This is a genomic window from Granulosicoccus antarcticus IMCC3135, from assembly GCF_002215215.1.
GTDB lineage: Bacteria > Pseudomonadota > Gammaproteobacteria > Granulosicoccales > Granulosicoccaceae > Granulosicoccus > Granulosicoccus antarcticus.
The window spans coordinates 6,272,331-6,292,839 of record NZ_CP018632.1; the positions used below are offsets into that span (position 1 = coordinate 6,272,331).

The window sequence follows — 20,509 nt, forward strand, 5'->3', positions numbered from 1 at the left end:
CAGGATAGGCACAAACAGGGTGTTTGATGAGTGTAGAAACAGGTCGAGGCCGACGGGCACATACCCCTTATCGCATAGGGCTACGAGGTTGGTGGGATATTGCACGCAGGCTCTTCGTCAGCATTGGCGAGCAGAACATGTCAATACTGGCTGCAGGTGTAGCCTTCTACTCGCTATTGGCCATATTTCCTGCTCTGGCAGCAATAGTGACCACCTATGCTCTTCTGGCTGATCCTCAGACGGTTGTTACGCATCTGGAAAAAGCACAGAATTTTCTGCCGGGCGATGTCATGTCTATATTCACCGAGCAGCTGACGGCATTGAGCTCGCAGCCCTCGGAAGGTCTCAGCTTTCAGCTGATATTCGGATTGCTACTGGCTCTCTGGAGTGCGCACAAGGGGGTAGATGCATTGACGGCAGCCATTGGTGTTGCCTACAAGGAGCCCGAGACTCGCAGCTTTATCAGGTTGAATCTGCTCACCTATATGATGACCGCAGCTGCCGTGTTGTTTGTGGTTGTCATTCTCTCACTGCTTGTTGTACTTCCCTCCATTACCGCACTGCTGTACCTGCCCGACTGGTGGAACACTCTGATTCCTGTTGCGCGCTGGATCGTCTTTGTCGCGGTGGTATCGCTCGCAATAGCGACCTTGTATCGATTTGCGCCATCACGCCGACCTGCAAAATGGAAATGGCTGTCCACAGGTGCTGTTCTGGCAACCGTGCTCTGGCTGACAGGCTCAGCACTCTTCTCGGTCTATGTCAGCCAGTTCGGAACCTACAACGAGACTTACGGTGCGCTGGGTGCCATAGTTGTTCTATTACTCTGGCTGTTCATCAGTAGCTACGCCATTATCATCGGTGCAGCATTGAACGCGGAAATGGAATACCAGACAGTAAGCGATACTACGCTGGGCCAGTCCCGCCCAATGGGCGAACGTGGAGCCGTGGTTGCGGATACGCTTCCAGGCGACTAAACATCACGCGACTCATCTCAGCTCAACACTGCGATGGCTTCGGTAATGGCAGGCACACGGTAAAGCGTGTGTCTTGTTTGTCCGATTTTACTCCGATACTGCCACCATGGGCTTCGGCAATACAGTGAGCAATGAACAAGCCCAATCCAAGCCCCTGGGCACTGCTACCGGAGCTTGAACGCACGAAGGGCTTGAATAACTCGCCCTGATCAGCAGAACTGATTGCCTCTCCCTCGTTAATGACTTCCAGCTGCAGCTGCCCATCAGTGCTCGTCGCAACCAGTCGCACGACACCATCAGGATCACCATGTGTTAGCGCATTGCCCAATAAATTGGATGCCAACTGAGCCAGGCGACGCTCATCGCAGTCGAGCCTGCAATGCGGATCCAGAACAGTTTCAATGACTCGCTTCGGATGCATGGTCTGTAGTTCGGCCACTACCTGATTCACAACATCCTGCAGCGGGACGTTTTCCTTGTATGCCAGAGACATTCCACTACCCAGACGCCCTCTGGCGAAATCCAGCACATCATCAATCAGGCCTGCCATATGAACGGAGCTGCGGCGCATGATATCCAACGTCTCGATAGAGTCGGCATCCAGCTCTGCCATACCCAGCAATTCAATACCGCAACTCAGGCTACTTAGCGGCGTACGTAGATCGTGCCCAAGAACGGCAATGAACTGTTCCCGCAGTGCAGACATCTCCTGCTCATCAATCAGGTTTTTCTCGGTAATCTGCATGGCACGCGCCTGGTCCACCTGCTTGCCGATCAAGCCTGCAAACAGCTCGAACATCTGCACCGTCTCAGCTCGGTTCACCCGCCGTGGCTCAGGATCCAGCGCACACAAGGTGCCGAAAAAGGAGCCATCACCCAGCGCAATGGGTACCGATATATAGCTCTGAAAGCCGTACTGTGCAGGAATCGGATGATTGCAATAGAGTGAATCCTGATCCACATGATCAATGATCACGTTTTTGCTCAATTGGCGAACGCTATGACAGAAAGTCGTCTCCAGGGCCAGCTCCTGCCCCGATACAAGCCCGAATTCAAGCTCGTCCTGCACGCTACAAGCGACCCAATGAGAATCGGTTACTCGCGAGACAACAGCGAACCGCATATTGGTGGATCGACAGACAATATCGAGAATTGTGGGAACCACGTGGACGCTTTCAACAAGCTCCACATCCCTTAGCAACTGCTCAGGTAAAACAGACATAACCTACACGGCTCTCCCGAGTTCAAGTACATGCGCATGGTACAGAGAAAACCATGTAAATCCTGCATTGCCTGAGGCAATGAACAGATTTCTGGCATCCCGGCACACAAGCGCGACTGCTCTTTGGAGTATCTCGGATTAAGTCGGTTTTGACTACTACTTATTTGCAACAAAGCGTCGTCGTTTCGCCCTGCTCACACACGCCTCAAAGCTCGTCAAATACGGTCTTGAACTCGTTGCGCATCTGACTCATGGAAATTGGCTTTCTGATATATCTGCAAATATTCAGATGTTGCGTATTCCTTCGCAACGCACTCTGGCTATTACCCGAACAAAACACCACTTTGCAATTGGCTCGCAGAGCCAGTGCCGTGGTTGCCACATCAATGCCGCTCTTGAGCTCACCCAGGTCCCAATCAGTGATCAGCACCTGTGGCGCGCAACGATTGACTTCATCCATTGCAGCCGTAAATGTGCACGCACCTCTTGGCCTGTGCCCCATCCGGCTCAACAACTTCATCATCGCCGCATTCGTGCTCTCATCATCTTCCACGATAAGAATGTCCACTATCATGAATGCCCACGACAGAGTCTGAAAAGCCCCTTCAGCCTTACGACTTCGGGGTTCATGGGATAGTCGGCATGCACTGGATATTCTCTATAGATTGGTTACGTGCAAAATTAGTGTAATAGAGGCTCCTTTCTACCAACTTGTAACTATTGACCACGTAATATGCACTTTTTTACCTGAGTTCTAATTTGAGCCAGCCACAGCTATAAGGCTCCGAACAAGCGTGTCTGTATTTCTTACCGAAAAAATGGTGTCCCCCCACTCGGCTTCTGTTTGATGACACTGTTTCACGTATCGAAGAAGCTCTGACAACGCAATGGAAAACGATGAAGCCGTTAACAATCTCGATGCTATCGATAGCATCGAGGAAGTTCAGCACACAGCGCTATCCACACTGAGCGAGATGCTGCGAAGTTTTTTCGAGCATATTCCATTTCTGCTAGGGCATGTCATCAATTAAAAGATAGATATTTTGACTTGTCGACCCGTTATAGTTGACGCCTACAGAGAACAGGCGTCGATGGGGCTCCAAACCATGGTTGGACGATACGGGCTTTCCGACAGACAATGGCAGCAACTTGGCCCGTTGTTACCTGGTCGTGCTGACACGGTCGGTGTCACAGCCAAGGACAACCGACTATTTGTCGATGCCGTACTTTATCGCTACCGTGCCGGTATTCCCTGGCGGGATCTGCCAGCTCGTTTTGGTGACTTTCGTGTCATTCATACTCGCCATTGTCGGTGGTCGAAAAAAGGGATATGGGAGCTTGTTTTCAAGGTATTAAGCGAAGACGTAGACAATGAATACGTGATGCTTGACAGTACGATTGTAAGAGCACATCAGCACAGCGCTGGCGCGGCTGGGAGCGAAAAAAAATAGAGTGCCTTGGGTTGTCGCGAGGGGGAATAAGTACCAAAATTCATGCACTGTGCGATGCATTGGGAAATCCGATCAGCTTCAAGCTCACACCCGGACAAGCATCGGATCTAGAGGGCGCTGACGCACTGCTGCCAGGACTCACGGCCGGTGCGCTGCTGGCCGATCGAGCTTATGATGTCGAGCAACGCGTGCGTAAGCGATTGCGAGAGGCGAACACTGAGGCCGTTATTCCCAGTAAGAAGTCTCGCCTTGTAAAGATCGAACATGACCGTGATTTGTACAAAGCTCGACATCTGATCGAAAATTTCTTCGCTAAAATCAAGCAGTACCGTGCGATTGCGACGCGCTACGACAAGCGAGCATGCAATTTTCTGGGAGCGATTCACTTGGTTGCCGCCATTGAATGGCTTAATTGATGACAGGCCCTAGGTGGCTTGCTGACTTTGCTTCTGACCTGGGGCCTGGCTTATGTCGTATCAACCTTCGGTACACGCCTGCTGGCTCGATGGCAGAAGAGAGACTCGGTCAAAGAACTGATCGTACGCCTACTGAGTATCATCACTTGGGTTTTCGGCCTGCTTCTGACCGCCATCATTCTGTTCCCCGGCCTGACACCTGCCAAGGCGCTGGGTGGACTGGGACTCGTATCCATCGCCGTGGGTCTGGCCTTCAAGGATATCTTCGAGAACTTCTTTGCCGGTATTCTGATCCTCTGGCGTTTTCCTTTCGAACGAGGCGACTACATCGAGTGCGAGGGGCTCGTTGGCAAGGTGGAACGCGTCATGGTTCGCATGAGCTATATCAGAGAAACCAATGGCGAACTGACCGTTGTGCCCAACTCTTTCCTGTTCAAGAACCCTGTCACCGTGCTGACCAACAAAGCCAGCAGGCGGGTAATGATCACCACTGGCGTTGCCTACGATGTGGATATCAAAGAGGCCGTTCAAGTGATTGAGACGGCAGTGAAAAGTTGTCACACACTAACCGATGACAAGCCGGTGCAGGTATTTCCGAAGGCCTTTGGCAGCAGCAGTATTGATATTGAAATCGCCTGGTGGACAGAATCCACCCCACTCGGTGTACGTCGCTCAACAGGCGAAGTCATTACCGCACTCAAGGCAGCCCTGGACAAGGCCGGTATCGAAATCCCTTTCCCCTACCGTACGTTGACGTTCAAGGAAGCTCTGCCTTTGAAGCAAATCGACTCATGAGAAGGCAGCCCCAAGCGCGCAATTCCAAAATAGCAGTCGTGTCCCAAAGGGGCCTGAAAAACTGTCTATTTCACACGCCTCTGGCAAGAAGGCTCACACAACTTTCGATGGATTTTTCAGGAACAAACGCAAGCGTTCAATCTCCACCGGTTTGGTCAGATGATGATCAAACAACTCTTTGCAACTCTCCTCCAGCTCACTGCTGCCGGTCAGTGCCACAAACACGCAGTCACTCAGTACTGGCAATTTTTGCATCCGTGCCACCAGAGTGTAACCATCCTCATCGGGCAAACCGATATCAGCCAATACCACGGTAGGTTGCAATGACTCAAGTGTCGCCATCGCCTGAGCGGCACTGTGGGCCAGATGCACCGTATGACCCGAACGCTCCAGCAATCGCTTCAGGACCCGTGCTGACTCCTCATGATCTTCCACCAGCAGAATACGCTGGCTGAGCTGGGTTGCCTGTCTGGCCAGATTTTCCTTGTTTCCTACATGACGGGCCAACGCTTCGAGTAATAAATGCCTGTCAATGGGCTTGGTCAGATAATCAGTGCAGCCCGCTGCCAGACATCGTTCGCGCTCCCCTTTCATGGCATTGGCCGTCAGCGCAATGATCGGCTCGTCAAAGCCTTGCTCGCGCAACGTCGTTGCCGCCTCATAGCCGTTGATTTCAGGCATCTGCATATCCAGTACGATCGCCTGAAAACCCGAACTCGCCATTTTGGCCTTGCTGACCTTTCTGAGCGCCTCTGCTGCACCAGACGCTGTGCTGACCTTGGCACCCGCATCTTCCAGAATATGTTGAACGACGTGCAGCACATCACGACGATCGTCAACAGCCAGCAATCGATACGGTATTCTGGGGGACTGCAGCGGCTCGCTGGGCTCGAGGGTCTGCCGCATTTGTGGCGTGACCAGTACCGATTTCCCCGACTCTTCTGCTGGCAACTTCAGGGTCAATGTACTGCCTTTGCCCAGTTCGCTCTTGATTGATATCTCACCGTCCATACCAGAGGCGAGCCGCTGACTGATTGCAAGCCCAAGGCCGCTGCCACCGAAGCGCCTGGATATGGAAGAATCCGCCTGCCGGAATGCGACAAACACATCTGCTTGCTGCTCTTCAGACATGCCGATCCCGGTGTCAATGATATGAAAGAAGACACAGGGGTCCGGGGTTTCCTGATATTCGACACGCAGAGTGACACTGCCTTGCTCAGTAAACTTGACAGCATTACCCGTCAGATTAACCAGTATCTGGCGTAGCCGTGTTGGATCTGTTTCCAGCGTTACGGGAAGCTTGCCAACGTAATCAACTCCCAGTGTCAACTGCTTGCGATCAGCCTGCATCTTCATCATGTCCAGTGTCTGTTCGATAATGTCCACTGGCGAGACATGCACTCGCTCAAGCTCCAGCTTGCCGGATTCTATTTTGGATAGATCAAGTATGTCGTTGATGAGACTGATCAGGAATCGACCATTTCGCTTGATCGTCCTGACACTCTGAAGATTGTCAGGATCAGTCAAATGACTTTCCAGCAGGTCGGCATAGCCCAGAATTGCCGTCATCGGCGTCCGGATTTCATGGCTCATATTGGCCAAAAATTCGCTCTTGAAGCGATTGGCATTCTCAGCCTGCTCACGCGCATCCTCAGCCTGCAACTTCAAAACCTTGAGACGCTCTTCGGACTGATGTTTCTCGGTGACCTCTTCGGCAACAATATTGATGCCTGTAACCTCATCATTCTGACCCCGTACCGGAATCCAGCTCTCGACCCAATGTCGCATGACACCCGGGTAGGCAGGGGTCGTTCCGCTGAGTGGAATATTTCTGACAATCTCACCAGACTCAAGAACACTTCGTAACAAGGGTATTGCCTCTTCTGCAATATCCGGTAACAACTCCCCCAAACTCTTGCCGATATGATCCTCAGCGGGTATGCCGTTGATTTCAGCCAGGTGTTTATTGATTCGAGTCCAGCGCAAATTCCTGTCAAGCACGCATAAACCAATGGGGGCACTGTTGTAGATGTCTTCTATTTCCTGCAACAGGGAACGACTTTTTAGTTCTGCCAACTCCAGTGCCACCTCCATCTGCCGGCGATGCGTTACATCGATGGCCGAAGGAATCAGGTGTGTCACTGTTCCATCCGGGTTACACATGGGCTGGATCTGAAAATCAACGGTGGCTTTCTGGTTCCCCTTCAGGTTGATTTGCACATCAAAACGCGAGCCTTCACCATTGGCCGCCCGCGAAATGGCACCATCCAGCAAGCGTTGAGATTCGGGTAAACCGACCCACCAGGGAGTTTCTCTGAAGTCTCTTCCGTACACATCCACTTCGCTGACGCCCGCACCATTCAATGCCGATTCGTTAGCCTGCAACAGAGTGCCATCGGTGGTGCAAACACCCACAAAGCTGTGCAGACTGTTGATGACCTTGTGTGTGAACTGCTCAGCCATCATGGCATCTGTGATATCAGTGAAGGTCACCACCATCCCGCCAGGACGCTTATCAGATCGGCGGTATGGCAGTACTTGTCGCAGAAAGCAACGCCCATTGTGCGTCTGTACTTGCACCTGCACATTCACCCTACTATCGTTGAGTTCCGATAACGAGGGTAATACTGGCATGTGATCAACACGATGCGAGATATCCAGAATCGAACGATTGATATCCTCGTCAACCAGATTATAGATATCGCACACGGCCGGAGTAAAGCGCAAAACGCGGTGTTCATCGTCCAGGAACAGCGTGGCCGCCTGACTGCCGACCAACAGGTTTTCCAGGTCATCATTCGCACGGCGCAAAGCACTATCACTGAGCTCAAGCTGCTGTTTCGAAGTATCCAGTTCCTCTACGGTCCCCGCCAGATCAGCCTGTGCAAGCCGGAGTTCATGCTCCAGCGGCAAACCTCCTATTGGCGCTTGCCGGGACGGCTTATCGGAGCCGCTTTGCAAAGCAGGCGAATGCTTGCCGATTCCGGTGTGCAATTCAGCCAAATCATTGTCGAGCAATGCGGCGGATTCCTGAACTATCACCATAAACAACCCACCTTCACAACCCGCGGCAGATAGAGGTTGCACCGTCAGGGTGACAGGCTTCGAATCGCCATTGATCCGCAAAACAAAGTGATCACGAGTTTCTTGCTGCTGCGTGCGAGCCTGCACAAGCAAACGTTGCAAACCTGAGCGCAGAAAATCCTGTACCTGCTGAAGGATATCGCCCTCTGAGCAGGCGAGCTGTGAATTCAAAAAACCGGAGGTATCAGCGGATTTTTCCAGAATCTGAAAATCGTCGTCGACGATAGCCCACTGTGGCGTGAATTTCTCCAGGAGAACTCGTTGCGCAATGGCATTCAGCTCTCTTGACATCAATGCACTCATGCAACCATTGCCTGATCAACGACAGGAACGCCACAGGCGATTGCGGCGTAGTGTGTGGCCTTGAACCATTCTGAACTGTAGCTATTCATGATCTCGAAAAATTTTCAGGCCACGTCGTGATTATCAAACGAGCGATGTGCAGACGCGAATCCTACTACTCTACCTCAGAGGTAGAACGGCGCGCCCCAGATTGCAAAACTTACCCCGGCAACCGGCTTTGTCCGACTCAGGCGTTCAGTTTGTCCCGGCAAACTGCAAGTGCACAACGCTTGAGACAGTCCCTGCACTGAAGAAATTACCAGACAGCAGAGCACAGAGGCGGCAGTCGATACACTGCAGGCGTTGTAAAAGTCTGCCTCAGTAGGCATGGCAATCAGCCAACCACGGAGAATGTCAGATGCAAAACCCATCAAACGTAGCTATTCACACTCACCGCAATCCGGCCCCCATTCCCCCCGACGATCCACCGGCAAAGCCGCCGGAGATTGACCCCGAAAGACCAGTGCCAGTGCCGCCAGACCAGCCACCACCGTCACCTCCGCCCAACCAGCCTACGCCCCCTATACAGGACCCGCCAGTGACTAACCCACCGCCGGTCATTGATCCGCGTCCTGAGCTGCCAGACCACATCATCACCTGAGCATCTTTGCCTCAGCTGACTCACGGTGTTGAGCTTGTTACAGCTGGGGCAGTTCCACACCCTCAAATAATTTCTGCCGCTCGCGCACGCTGTGGGCATTAAGAGCGGCATCAACTCGCTCAGTCGTCAGGTGGGGTGCGAACTGCTCGATAAAGTCATACATGAAGGGTCGCAGCTCACGATGCTGTCGCATGCCGATATGCGTGGTGCTGCGATCAAACAGATGACCCGCATCCAGTAGCTTGAGATCGGCATCCAGTTTTTGCTCATAGGCCATTCGGGCGATGATGCCGACGCCTAATCCTGACCTTACGTAGGTCTTGATGACATCGGTATCAGCGGCTGTCAGGACAACATTGGGCTCCAGACCGCGCGCACGAAATGCCTTATCCAGCTGTGATTGACCAGTAAACCCGAATACATAGGTAATCAGTGGAAAACTGGCCAGCGCTTCCAGAGTCAGACTGCCTAACTGCGATAATTTGAACAGGGCATGCTCTGGCTTGACCACCACTGCCCGACTCCAGTAAGAGCAAGGCAGCATCACCAGATTGTCGTAATAGTGCTGCCCTTCCGTTGCGATAACGAAATCAACTTCTCCGCTTTCTACCATCGTCGCCATCTGCCTGGGAGTTCCCTGATGCAGATGAATATTGACTCTGGGATAGCGATCCCCGAAAGACTGGATAATGGCAGGCAGAACGTAGCGCGCCTGAGTATGAGTGGTCGCCAGTCGCAGCTCTCCGCTATTGGGGTCGGCATGCTGCCGGCCCAGATTGCGGATATCGTCAGTTCCGGCAAGAATACGCTCAGCCACTGGAATGATGTCCTTACCCGCGGGAGTGATGGCAATGATCTGCCGACCGCTGCGCTCGAACAACTGCACGCCAACTTCATCTTCCAGCTGTTTGATCTGCTTGCTGACACCAGGTTGAGAGGTATGCAGCGACGCAGCCGTCTCGGAGACATTCAGATTGTTGCGCACCATCGCCACGATGCACCGCAATTGCTGCAGCTTCACGCCTGTGGATTCAATTCAGTATCCAGGCCGAGCCGCTCATGCATCATCTCGAATACCTGGAACAGACCGACCGGGGCTGCTCCAATGATTACCACATCTGTCTGGATACTCATGGTCTGACTCCTGCGCGTGATTAAGGGTTTTACTGCACGAAGTAACGAAAACCCAGACCAAAGGTGACTTCATCGATGAGGTCTACACCAACGTAAGCTTCACCGGCGGCGATCGGCAGAACCAGACCGCCACCGATACCGATCTCATTGCTCGAATCACTGCTGCCGCTTTTCACTCTCAGGAGGTGATAGCCGAAGTTTGCGTACCATCCAAGACCACTGTCTGCCAGAGGATTCTTGCCACTCAGCAAAGCCTCCAGCGACAGACCTGACAGGTCGGTATCGGTTCCACCCACACTGTACTCGCCCGTGTGATAACTGGCCTTCGCAGCGATATCCAGTTTGTCACTGATTCGCTGCCTGGACAGGAAATAGAGAAGACCCAACCCGACAGGATTGCCATCACGATTGCCAAACTCGCTCACGCCGATATCGCCAATAAGTACGACTTCAGGAGAGAGACGAAAATTGACGCGCGCGCCGATATTCTGAAAATCATTGTCAGCCAGATCACCAGTCATGAAACCCAGCTCGACAGTCAGATCCGACATATTGGCCGGACTTGCCGAGCGACCACTGGGCAGCCCCATGAACTCGGCCTGCACATTACTCACCATGAGTGATGCTGCAAAAACCAGTGTCAAAAGTGATTGGGTTTTAAATGAAATCATTGAGCAATTACCGAAATATCCTGACTATTGAAATTATTTGAAAATCGAAAAAATTAATTGAACACCTGTTCACGCGTCGCCAGAAACTCGACATTCGGCCAGCGCTCCTGAGACATCTGCAGGTTCACCCGCGTAGGCGCCAGATAGACCAGTTCGCCGGAGTGATCGATGGACAGGTTCATATCCAGCTTGCGAGTGAAATCGGACAACATCTTTTCATCCTCACATCGTATCCAGCGCGCCTGCTGCACACCTACCGTCTCAAACTGACACTCCACCTTGTACTCATCCCGCAGACGCTGAGCAACTACCTCGAACTGCAGCACACCGACAGCCCCCAGAATCAGATCATTGCTTACCATTGGCTTGAATAACTGTGTGGCACCCTCTTCGCATAACTGACTAAGCCCTTTCTGCAAGGCCTTCATCTTCAGTGGGTCCTTCAGCACTGCACGCCGGAACAGCTCGGGAGCAAAATTGGGAATACCTGTAAATGCCAGATCTTCACCTTCTGTAAAGGTATCTCCGATACGGATGGTGCCGTGATTGTGCAGACCGATGATGTCACCGCTGAATGCCTCCTCAACATGCCCACGATCGGCCGCCATGAAAGTCAGTGCGTCATTGAGGCGTACTTCCTTGCCCAGACGTACATGCTTCACCTTCATGCCCTTGGAGAATGTGCCGGAACAGATGCGGACAAAGGCCACTCGATCGCGATGCTGGGGATCCATGTTTGCCTGAATCTTGAACGCAAATCCGGTGAATTTCTCTTCGCTTGGCTTGACCTCGCGAGTCACCGTGTTGCGCTCTTGTGGACCCGGGGCATACTTGACAAAATCGTCCAGCAATTCTGCAACACCAAAATTATTGATGGCAGAGCCGAAATACACTGGCGTAAGATCGCCAGCCCGATAGGCATCAAGATCAAATTCGTTGCAGGCACCCTGAACCAGCTCAACCTCTTCACGCAGTTCTCTGGCCATATCCCCAAGCAGTTCATCCAACTTCGGATTGTCCAGACCTTCCACCACTTCTCCGGTCTGTACTTTGCCGCCATGAGTCGAGGAATAGAAATGGACCTTGCCGGTATGCAGGTGATAGACGCCCTTGAACCGCTTGCCCATGCCGATAGGCCAGGTAATTGGCGCACAGCGGATTTTGAGCATGCTCTCGACTTCGTCCATCAGATCAATGGGGTCGCGCCCCTCTCGATCCATCTTGTTGATGAACGTCATGACGGGCGTTGTACGCAGCCGGCAGACATCCATCAGCTTTTCAGTACGTCCCTCAACCCCTTTGGCCACATCGATGACCATGAGTGCAGAATCCACAGCCGTCAGCGTTCGATAGGTATCTTCCGAGAAGTCTTCGTGCCCCGGAGTATCCAGCAGATTGACAATATGATCGCGATAGGGGAACTGCATCACCGAAGAGGTCACGGAAATACCGCGCTCTTTTTCCATTGCCATCCAGTCCGAGGTGGCATGTCGCGCAGCTTTACGCCCCTTGACGGTTCCGGCCAGCTGAATGGCACCACCGAACAACAGCAGCTTTTCTGTAAGCGTGGTCTTGCCGGCGTCAGGATGCGAGATGATCGCAAACGTTCGTCGCCGGTTGATTTCCTTAGTCAATCTGGCATCAGCCATGGGAGATTACTACCTCAAATAGCCGCGCAGTATACCGCGCCGCTCGCCTAGCTTGAAAACTGATCCTCGGCACCGGGCAGATTTCTGGCCATAACCAGCGCATCTTCACGTCCATCGCGCGTGTTGTAGTAGTTCTTTCGTAACCCTATCTCATTGAACCCGGAACGCTGATAAAGCTCAACGGCTCTGGTATTGGAGGGGCGCACCTCCAGAAACATGATGTGTGCACGCTTGGCGATTGACTGACTGGCCAGATACTCAAGCAAGATGGGCGCATAACCCTGTCGCTGCCAGGGCTTGTCGATACACAGATTGAGAACATGTGCCTCATCGGCACCGATCTGCAGAATACCGTAACCGATAATCTTGTCGTCAATCATCATCAGTGGACAGATATAGCCAGCCTTCAGACAATCGCGAAAGATGCCATCGGTCCATGCATATTCGTAGTTCCGACGATCCATGATGCCGATATTGGCGACATGATCGGGACGCATAGGGGCAAAGACAGGTACAGCCGCAGATAGACTGGCACTCACAGGGAAATATCTCCGCTCAATTCCGCGCTTAATAACTTCAATATCTGCCATGACTGCCGTTTCAACAACGGTTGCTCCAGCAGGTGTCGTGGGTGGGCAATGCGCCATATCGGCAGTTGCCGCCCCGGCTCTGGCAAACGTGCACGGTGTGGCTCAGCAGCGATATCACTTGCATCAAATGGCCAGGTTTCCATCAGTACCAGCACAGCACGCGTCTGCGGTGTGACAGCGGCCCCTGCCACACTCATATCGGGTGTCGCCAGGGGTTCGGCTGACATGATGCACTGACGAGTGTCTCTGCCACTGAGTTTGATGGAGCGCAACATCAGATCGAACAATCGTGCTGCATCGCCTTCCAGCGCTGCGGTTACCGGGCCGGTGTCTGCTTGCTGGACAATGATGAGCAATGAGGCTTCTGCTGCGCCCAGCACCGGAAACACCGAACCTCGATGATGAATCGGTGCCAATGCCCCGGACAAGGCCCACGCCCCCAACTCGGCAATGGACGCGGGAGGCTGCACAGTAAAGGCCTGCTGCACCGAAACCGGAACCGCAGGCACTACCAAAGGTACCCGCACTTCAGCTACTTCAGCTACTTCAGCTACTTCAGCTACTTCAGCTACTTCAGCTACTTCAGCTACTTCAGCTACTTCAGCTACTTCAGCTACTTCAGCTACTTCAGCTACTTCAGCTACTTCAGCTACTTCAGCTACTTCAATCGCTTCAGGTGCGACGGCGAACCGTGACACCCAGGGCACAACCCCCATGGTTTTCAGACATTGTTGCTGTCGAGCCGAGAATCGCATCAGGGTACCTGCTGGTAGCGCATCGTGTTCAGAGCGAGTGCTTGGTACGCTTGCGATAGACACGGAACAGATAATAGACCGGACCTGACAAGGCATAGATTGCCGAGGCGATAAGAATCATCTTGCCAGGGTCTACCGCCGTCACCACAAACAACAAGAGCAGGCCCAGCAACATGGCAAAGGGCACTTTGCGGTTGGTTCCCAGATCCTTGAAACTGTAATAGGTGAAGGTGCTGACCATGGCGATCCCAGTGAACAGCGTCATGATGCCGACCAAGACCACAACATCTGGCCCACTGACACCCACACCATCCATCACCCAGACAAAGCTTGCGAGCACGGCCGCAGCCGACGGACAGGCAAGTCCCTGAAAAAAGCGTTTGTCGGCCGTTCCCACAGCCACATTGAATCTGGCCAATCGCAGACCGCAGCAGGCGGTGTAGACGAACGCCAACACCCAGCCAAGCTGGCCGTGGTATTCGGCGGTCAGACTGGACAACGACCAGCTGTACATCAGAAAGGCTGGTGCCATGCCGAAAGAAATCATATCGGCCATGCTGTCGTACTCGGCACCAAACGCCGTCGTGGTGTTGGTCATGCGAGCTACTCGCCCGTCAGCCCCATCCAGCACCATGGCAACAATGATGGCGATGCCTGCATTCTGGTAGGACCCTCCATAGGCCAGAATAATGCTGTAGAACCCGGCAAACAACGCACTCGTCGTAAACAGATTGGGCAGCAGATATATCCCTCTGGACGGCCGCTTTCGCCCCTCGCTTGACTCCACCATCATCCGTACCTCTTTACACTGAAGCCGGCAGTTTACCTTGCCGGCGACAGTCTCGAACGCTCAGTGTCAAGGCTTCAGGCTTTTATCACCACGAGCAATGCCCGTAGCGCCCGAACGCACCGCTTCAATGATGTTATCCCGCCCGATGGCATCAAGAAAAGCCGACAACTTGTGATCATCGCCAGTCAGCTCGATAACGTAACTTGACTCTGTTACATCGAGGATGCGTCCACGGAAAATATCCGTCATGCGTTTGAGCTCTTCACGACCTGAATCGACCGCTCGCACCTTGACCATCATTATTTCCCGTTCAATAAACGGTACTTCCGTCAGATCTGTCAGGCGTACGACATCCACCAGTTTGTTCAACTGTTTGATGATTTGCTCAACAACTCTATCGGTACCAATGGTAACGATCGTCATGCGTGACAAAGTCGGATCGTGCGTCGCTGCAACCGTCAATGACTCGATGTTATAGCCACGAGCACTGAACAGGCCAGCAACACGTGACAGTGCACCGGATTCGTTTTCCAGCAGAACAGCAATTACGTGCCTACGCATTACGCCAGCTCCCGTGCAGGGTTCAAACGCATCTCGTGATGCCCTTTACCAGCTTCAATCATGGGATAGACATTTTCGGTCTGATCAGTCTGAAAATCCATGAACACCAGACGATCCTTCATGGCAAAGGCTTCCTTCAAAGCGCCTTCAACATCCGATGGCTTGTCAATACGCATACCGACGTGCCCATAACTCTCAGCCAGCTTGACGAAGTCAGGCAAGGCATCCATGTACGAATGCGAGTAGCGTTTGTCGTAGTTGAACTCCTGCCACTGACGCACCATACCCATATAACGATTATTCAGGCTGATGACCTTGATGGGAGTGCTGTACTGCATAGCGGTAGAGAGTTCCTGAATACACATCTGGACACTCGCCTCACCAGTAACGCAGGCAACCACTTCATCAGGGTAGGCCAGTTGTACGCCAATGGCCGCCGGAAGACCGAAGCCCATGGTGCCCAGACCGCCGGAATTGATCCAGCGACGTGGCTTGTTGAAGCCGTAGAACTGCGCTGCCCACATCTGGTGCTGACCGACATCGGAGCAGATAAAGGCGTCGCCATTGGTCTCACGTGACAAGGCTTCAACGACTGCCTGCGGCTTGATCAGCGTATCGCTGAGCTCATAGGCCATGCAGTTGGTGCTGCGCCACTGAGTGATGGTCGCCCACCATTGTGCAATATCGGCAGGATCGGCCCGCTTGCTGGTGTCTTTGATCAGAGCAATCATCGCGTCAAGCACGTGAGTAACGTTACCCACGATAGGCACGTCAACCGTTACGTTCTTGGAAATCGAAGCCGGATCGACATCGATATGCACAATTTTGGCTTCCGGACAGAAGCTCTCGATTTCACCCGTTACACGGTCATCAAAGCGCGCACCAATGGCAATCAGCACATCACAATCGTGCATGGCCATGTTGGCTTCATAGGTGCCGTGCATGCCCAGCATGCCCAGGTTCTGTTTGTTGGAAGCTGGAAAAGCACCCAGTCCCATCAGGGTTTGCGTAATGGGATAGCCCAGTATTTCGGTAAATTCGCGCAGTTGTGCCGAGGCATTGCCCAGCACGACGCCGCCGCCCGAATAGATCATGGGACGTTTGGCAGACAGGATGAGATCCACCGCTTTGCGAATCTGACCCGGATGACCTTGCTCGGCAGGACTGTAGGAGCGCATGTTGACGGTCTTGGGGTAACTGAATGGGACCGTTACACCCGGCGCTGTAAAATCCTTGGGAATATCCACAACAACAGGACCCGGACGACCGGTTGTCGCCACGTGAAACGCCTTCTTGAGGGTTTCAGCAAAGTTTTCCAGTGAATCCACCAGGAAGTTGTGCTTGACGCAGGGACGCGTAATGCCAACGCAGTCCACTTCCTGAAAGGCATCACTACCGATAAAACGGCTGTTTACCTGTCCGGAGAGCACCACCATGGGAATTGAATCCATGAAGGCTGTTGCTATACCCGTCACCGCATTGGTCGCACCCGGACCGGATGTCACCAGAACCACACCCGGTTTGCCCGTTGCACGCGCGTAACCATCAGCAGCATGGGTTGCCCCTTGCTCGTGCCGCACCAGAATATGCTTGACCGAGTTCTGCTCGTACAGGGCATCATAGATGTGCAGCACAGCCCCACCTGGATAACCAAATAGAAATTCCACGCCCTCTTCTTTGAGCGCTTCGATCAGTATCTCACCACCGGATAATTCCACCGCTTTCTGTCCTCGTATTTCGCTTGTTTTATTCAGGGACGCCGACGACAATTGAGGTGAGTGGCGCACGGCCATCACCCACGTCTGTTAGCATCACGATTGCGCTGTAGAGGGCGGCTGGCAAACAAATGTGCACTTGTCACGAATGGGCAGTGGTGGGTTGAACCGCCTGTGATATCACCACGAGAGATAATTCGGGTGTGTGACTTGAGCTGAATGCCGTGCCGGATTGTGTCGAACCCCTTACGTGGTTGGAGTATAACGCCTTGCAAGCGGTAACGGGAGACCAGAAAGAGGCTCATGATAGATTGGCACGAACCAAGCAGCATATTGTCGAACAGCTATCTGTCGACTGTGAAAAAACATTGAAGCACATCGTGTATTCGAAACATTCTTGCCCATCATTCAGCGACAGTGCCAAAGTCACTCGATCCGGTGGCTGGCTGCGCCGTAGCTGCAGCTGCCTGCTGCTGGGCGTCATGCTGTCAATCAGCGCCGCTGCCGTCATGGCGCAGCAGAACCTCCCTGATATGGGAGAACCGGCAGATAACGCGCTGTCGCCCAACGAAGAGCGCCAGCTCGGTGCGCAGTTCATGCGCCAGATACGCTCTCAACTACCGATAATCAGGGACGTCCAGCTGAGTGAATACATCCAGAGCCTGGGCACACAGTTAGCACACGCAGCAGGCAAGAGCGATGCACAGGATTTCACGTTTTTTCTCATTGATGATCCACAAATCAACGCTTTTGCCATCCCGGGCGGCTATGTCGGTGTGAACTCAGGCCTCATTGCCGTCATGGGTCAGGAAGAACAACTCGCCAGTGTCGTGGCCCACGAGGTGGCTCACGTAACACAAAGGCACCACGCCCGCGCCTTTGCAACCGGCAACCGGGCCACCCTGAGCACCGCTGCGGCCATACTGGCGGCCATCATTATCGGGCAGGCATCACCCCAGGCAGGACAGGCGGCACTGGCAGCAGGTCTGGCGGCCAGCCAGCAATCAGCCATCAACTTCACCCGTAGCAACGAGGTCGAAGCTGACCGCATCGGTATCGAAATTCTGGCCAATGCCGGCTACGACTCTCGGGCCATGGCCGAATCGTTCTCGATTCTGCGCAAAAAGAATTCGCTCAATACTTCCGATCTACAGCTCGAATACCTTCGGACTCACCCGCTTGATAACAACCGGATTGCCGAAGCCACAGACCGTGCGGATAACAAACCGCATATCGCACGACTCAACTCGCCTGACTACGCCCTGTTTCGGGCCAGACTGGCCGTGCTCAGCGCCAGCGATTCCAGTGAGTTGATGCGCACCTATCTGGCCCAGTATCAGAGAAAGCCGACTGTCGGCAGTAGTTACGCCCTGGCGCTGATCCACCAGAGGGCCAACCGCCCTGACGATGCCAAACGCTACCTGAAGGAACTGGACACGCTGATCTCGGCCAATCCAATGGTTGAGTTACTGCGAGCAGACATCGCCGGTCTGAACAACCAGCGCAGCGACGATGCGGTACTTTCGGCACTTTCAGAGCTTTACCCTGAACGCTATTCGATCGTTGAAAAGCGTCTGGACCAGCTCACGCAGGACAGACGCCTGGGCCAGGCAAAGCAGGTTGCCACACACTACCTGCGCAATACCAGCAATCCCGATCCACTCGCCTGGCGTCAGCTGGCAAGCATTCAGGAACAACTGGATGACCAGGCCGGTAGCCACGAATCTCTGGCCCGCTACTTTGAAGCCCTCGATGAGCTGGGACGTGCCACCAGTCAGCTGGAATTGGCGTTGCGGCAAGTACCTGCAGCGTCACAGGACAAGTTGCGGCTGGAGGCCAGTTTGAAGGAGTTGCGTAACAAGGCGACCAGCCTGCGTTAGCACAATCTGAGATCGCCATGCCTACGCATTTCTGCGTAGACATGGCTCTTCTTCAGCTTGTGGAAGCTATCCTCAGGCGATTGTCGGACCTGCCGCAACCAGCGCCTTGCCACTCTCGGTATCAGTGAATTGCACAAAGTTGTCGATGAACAACTGAGCCAGCTTGTCTGCCGCTGTTTGCCACTCAGACGCATCTTCGTAAGTATTGCGAGGATCCAGCAGTTGTGATTCAACAGCAGGCAAGGTTGTAGGCACCTGTAAATTGAATACCGGGACAACGCTCGTTTCGCTGTTTTCGATGGAGCCATCGAGGATCGCATCGATAATGGCACGTGTTGCCTTGATTGAAATTCGCTTGCCAGAACCATTCCAGCCGGTATTGACCAGATAAGCCTTGGCTCCGGAGGCCTCCATGCGCTTGCCCAGCACTTCAGCATACTGAGTTGGGTGCAGACTCAGAAAGGCCTTCCCGAAACAGGCAGAAAAAGTAGGTTGTGGTTTGGTGATGCCCAGCTCGGTGCCGGCCATCTTGGCCGTGAATCCTGCCAGAAAATGGTACCGAGCCTGCTCAGGTGTCAGCATGGATACCGCTGGCAACACACCAAAAGCATCAGCAGTCAGGAAAATCACCTTGTCGGCATGACCTGCACGAGATACCGGCTTGACGATATTGTCAATGTGGTACATCGGGTAGGAGACGCGTGCGTTCTCAGCCTTGCTGGCATCATCAAAATCAATAACACCATCGTCGTTTACTACAACGTTCTCCAGTAGTGCATCACGTCGGATAGCGCCATAGATGTCAGGCTCAGCTTCGGCACTCAGTCGAATGGTCTTTGCATAGCAGCCACCTTCGAAATTGAAAACACCGTCATCATCCCAGCCGTGCTCATCATCACCGATCAGCTTGCGCTTCGGATCAGTAGACAACGTGGTCTTGCCAGTACCGGACAAACCGAAAAAGACAGCGGTATCGCCAGCCTCACCGACGTTTGCCGAGCAATGCATGGAAGCAATGCCTTTGAGTGGCAACAGGTAGTTCATGTACGAGAACATCCCTTTCTTCATCTCGCCACCGTACCAGGTGCCACCGATCAACTGAACTTTCTGCGTGTAGTTGAAAGCCACGAAGTTTTCAGAGTTCAAGCCGTGCTCCTGCCACTTGTCATTGACAACCGAGGCGGCATTCATCACAACGAAATCAGGCGTGAAATCAGCCAGTTCCGAAGCCGAAGGACGGATAAACATATTGGTAACGAAATGCGCCTGCCAGGCAACTTCGGTAATGAACCTCACCCCCAGGCGAGAGTTCTCGTTAGCGCCGCAGAATGCATCTACGACGAACAGGCGCTTACCGTTAAGATGATTGGATACCAGCGCTTTCAAGTCTTCCCAGACGGCCTCTGAGATGGCCTTGTTGTCGTTGGCACCCTGGTCAGCCCACCACAAGGTATCTTCCGTCAAAGCGTCCTTGACGATGTACTTGTCTTTCGGACTACGACCCGTAAACGCACCCGTATCGACAGCGATAGCACCTGACTGAGTCAATGTGCCGCACTCCAGCCCAGTCAGATCGCTTTTGGTCTCTTCCAGGAACAATTGCTCATAGGTCGGGTTGTGGACAATGTCCGTGACAGTAGGGATACCGTACGGTGTCAGATCCAGACTGGGAGAGAGGACGCGAGCCGTCTGATTCATAATGATGCTCCTGAATAAAGTTGAACGCTTAAGCTTTTCGATGAGCCGAAACAAGTGCTGACTGTAACGGCTTGATTGCGCGGAACTATACTGTACAGAAGCGACTCGGAAAACCCACGAGCGCACAAAATTCTTATGAAAACAGCAACTTGAGCGTCAACTACGTAGTTTTTGTAAC

18 protein-coding genes are annotated in these 20,509 nt (G+C 53.2%); 6 read left to right on the plus strand and 12 right to left on the minus strand.

The window, feature by feature from the left end; genetic code table 11:
* The first annotated feature begins 26 nt into the window (after positions 1-26).
* On the plus strand, positions 27-977 hold the full coding sequence (locus IMCC3135_RS27130) for a YihY/virulence factor BrkB family protein (RefSeq protein WP_088920442.1): 951 nt from the start codon (positions 27-29) through the stop codon (positions 975-977).
* Positions 978-999: 22 nt separating this feature from the next.
* Here IMCC3135_RS27130 and IMCC3135_RS27135 read toward each other — a convergent pair whose 3' ends face one another.
* Both IMCC3135_RS27135 and IMCC3135_RS27140 read right to left on the minus strand, forming a co-directional pair.
* Entirely contained in the window at positions 1,000-2,199 is a 1,200-nt protein-coding gene (locus IMCC3135_RS27135; protein ID WP_088920443.1) for a GAF domain-containing sensor histidine kinase, read from the minus strand.
* 205 nt (positions 2,200-2,404) lie between these two features.
* Entirely contained in the window at positions 2,405-2,773 is a 369-nt protein-coding gene (locus IMCC3135_RS27140; protein ID WP_088920444.1) for a response regulator, read from the minus strand.
* Between the two features lie 313 nt (positions 2,774-3,086).
* On the opposite strand from IMCC3135_RS27140, the gene IMCC3135_RS34315 reads away from it, so the two are divergent.
* From IMCC3135_RS34315 to IMCC3135_RS27150, 3 genes are all read left to right on the plus strand, one after another.
* Positions 3,087-3,230: a hypothetical protein gene (locus tag IMCC3135_RS34315; protein ID WP_157736297.1), complete on the plus strand. Its 144-nt coding sequence runs from the start codon at positions 3,087-3,089 to the stop codon at positions 3,228-3,230.
* Positions 3,231-3,305: 75 nt separating this feature from the next.
* Positions 3,306-4,066 (plus strand): IS5 family transposase gene (locus IMCC3135_RS27145; RefSeq protein WP_418251408.1). Its coding sequence is split into 2 segments (ribosomal slippage): positions 3,306-3,633 and positions 3,633-4,066, totalling 762 coding nucleotides; the frame shifts between segments, so codons are not numbered across the junction.
* Positions 4,067-4,093: 27 nt separating this feature from the next.
* Positions 4,094-4,861: a mechanosensitive ion channel family protein gene (locus tag IMCC3135_RS27150; protein ID WP_236994671.1), complete on the plus strand. Its 768-nt coding sequence runs from the start codon at positions 4,094-4,096 to the stop codon at positions 4,859-4,861.
* 93 nt (positions 4,862-4,954) lie between these two features.
* Here the strand turns inward: IMCC3135_RS27150 and IMCC3135_RS27155 are convergent, their stop codons facing one another.
* Positions 4,955-8,248, minus strand: a complete 3,294-nt coding sequence (locus tag IMCC3135_RS27155; protein ID WP_088920446.1) for a response regulator — start codon at positions 8,246-8,248, stop codon at positions 4,955-4,957.
* Between the two features lie 397 nt (positions 8,249-8,645).
* Between IMCC3135_RS27155 and IMCC3135_RS34320 the strand changes: the two genes are divergently transcribed.
* Positions 8,646-8,888: a hypothetical protein gene (locus IMCC3135_RS34320; protein ID WP_157736298.1), complete on the plus strand. Its 243-nt coding sequence runs from the start codon at positions 8,646-8,648 to the stop codon at positions 8,886-8,888.
* 37 nt (positions 8,889-8,925) lie between these two features.
* Here IMCC3135_RS34320 and cysB read toward each other — a convergent pair whose 3' ends face one another.
* The 8 genes from cysB to ilvB form a co-directional block, all read right to left on the minus strand.
* Positions 8,926-9,909 carry an HTH-type transcriptional regulator CysB gene (cysB, locus tag IMCC3135_RS27160; protein ID WP_088920447.1) on the minus strand — a complete coding sequence of 328 codons (984 nt, stop codon included), beginning with the start codon at positions 9,907-9,909 and terminating at the stop codon, positions 8,926-8,928.
* Positions 9,910-10,051: 142 nt separating this feature from the next.
* Positions 10,052-10,693, minus strand: coding sequence for a hypothetical protein (locus tag IMCC3135_RS27165; protein WP_088920448.1), 642 nt, complete (start codon positions 10,691-10,693; stop codon positions 10,052-10,054).
* Between the two features lie 53 nt (positions 10,694-10,746).
* On the minus strand, positions 10,747-12,342 hold the full coding sequence (locus IMCC3135_RS27170) for a peptide chain release factor 3 (protein ID WP_088920449.1): 1,596 nt from the start codon (positions 12,340-12,342) through the stop codon (positions 10,747-10,749).
* 47 nt (positions 12,343-12,389) lie between these two features.
* Complete coding sequence (gene rimI / locus IMCC3135_RS27175) at positions 12,390-12,881, minus strand: ribosomal protein S18-alanine N-acetyltransferase (protein WP_157736299.1); 492 nt, start codon at positions 12,879-12,881, stop codon at positions 12,390-12,392.
* Positions 12,878-13,687, minus strand: a complete 810-nt coding sequence (locus tag IMCC3135_RS27180; protein ID WP_088920451.1) for a hypothetical protein — start codon at positions 13,685-13,687, stop codon at positions 12,878-12,880. Before IMCC3135_RS27180 ends, rimI begins: the two co-directional genes overlap by 4 nt.
* Before the next feature lie 28 nt (positions 13,688-13,715).
* Positions 13,716-14,480, minus strand: coding sequence for a CDP-alcohol phosphatidyltransferase family protein (locus IMCC3135_RS27185; RefSeq protein WP_236994672.1), 765 nt, complete (start codon positions 14,478-14,480; stop codon positions 13,716-13,718).
* Positions 14,481-14,543: 63 nt separating this feature from the next.
* On the minus strand, positions 14,544-15,038 hold the full coding sequence (gene ilvN / locus IMCC3135_RS27190; RefSeq protein WP_088920452.1) for an acetolactate synthase small subunit: 495 nt from the start codon (positions 15,036-15,038) through the stop codon (positions 14,544-14,546).
* Entirely contained in the window at positions 15,038-16,756 is a 1,719-nt protein-coding gene (gene ilvB / locus IMCC3135_RS27195; RefSeq protein WP_088920453.1) for a biosynthetic-type acetolactate synthase large subunit, read from the minus strand. Before ilvB ends, ilvN begins: the two co-directional genes overlap by 1 nt.
* Before the next feature lie 266 nt (positions 16,757-17,022).
* Between ilvB and IMCC3135_RS27200 the strand changes: the two genes are divergently transcribed.
* On the plus strand, positions 17,023-18,633 hold the full coding sequence (locus tag IMCC3135_RS27200; RefSeq protein ID WP_157736300.1) for a beta-barrel assembly-enhancing protease: 1,611 nt from the start codon (positions 17,023-17,025) through the stop codon (positions 18,631-18,633).
* 72 nt (positions 18,634-18,705) lie between these two features.
* Here IMCC3135_RS27200 and pckA read toward each other — a convergent pair whose 3' ends face one another.
* Positions 18,706-20,331, minus strand: coding sequence for a phosphoenolpyruvate carboxykinase (ATP) (gene pckA / locus IMCC3135_RS27205; RefSeq protein WP_088920455.1), 1,626 nt, complete (start codon positions 20,329-20,331; stop codon positions 18,706-18,708).
* Between the last annotated feature and the right edge of the window lie 178 nt (positions 20,332-20,509).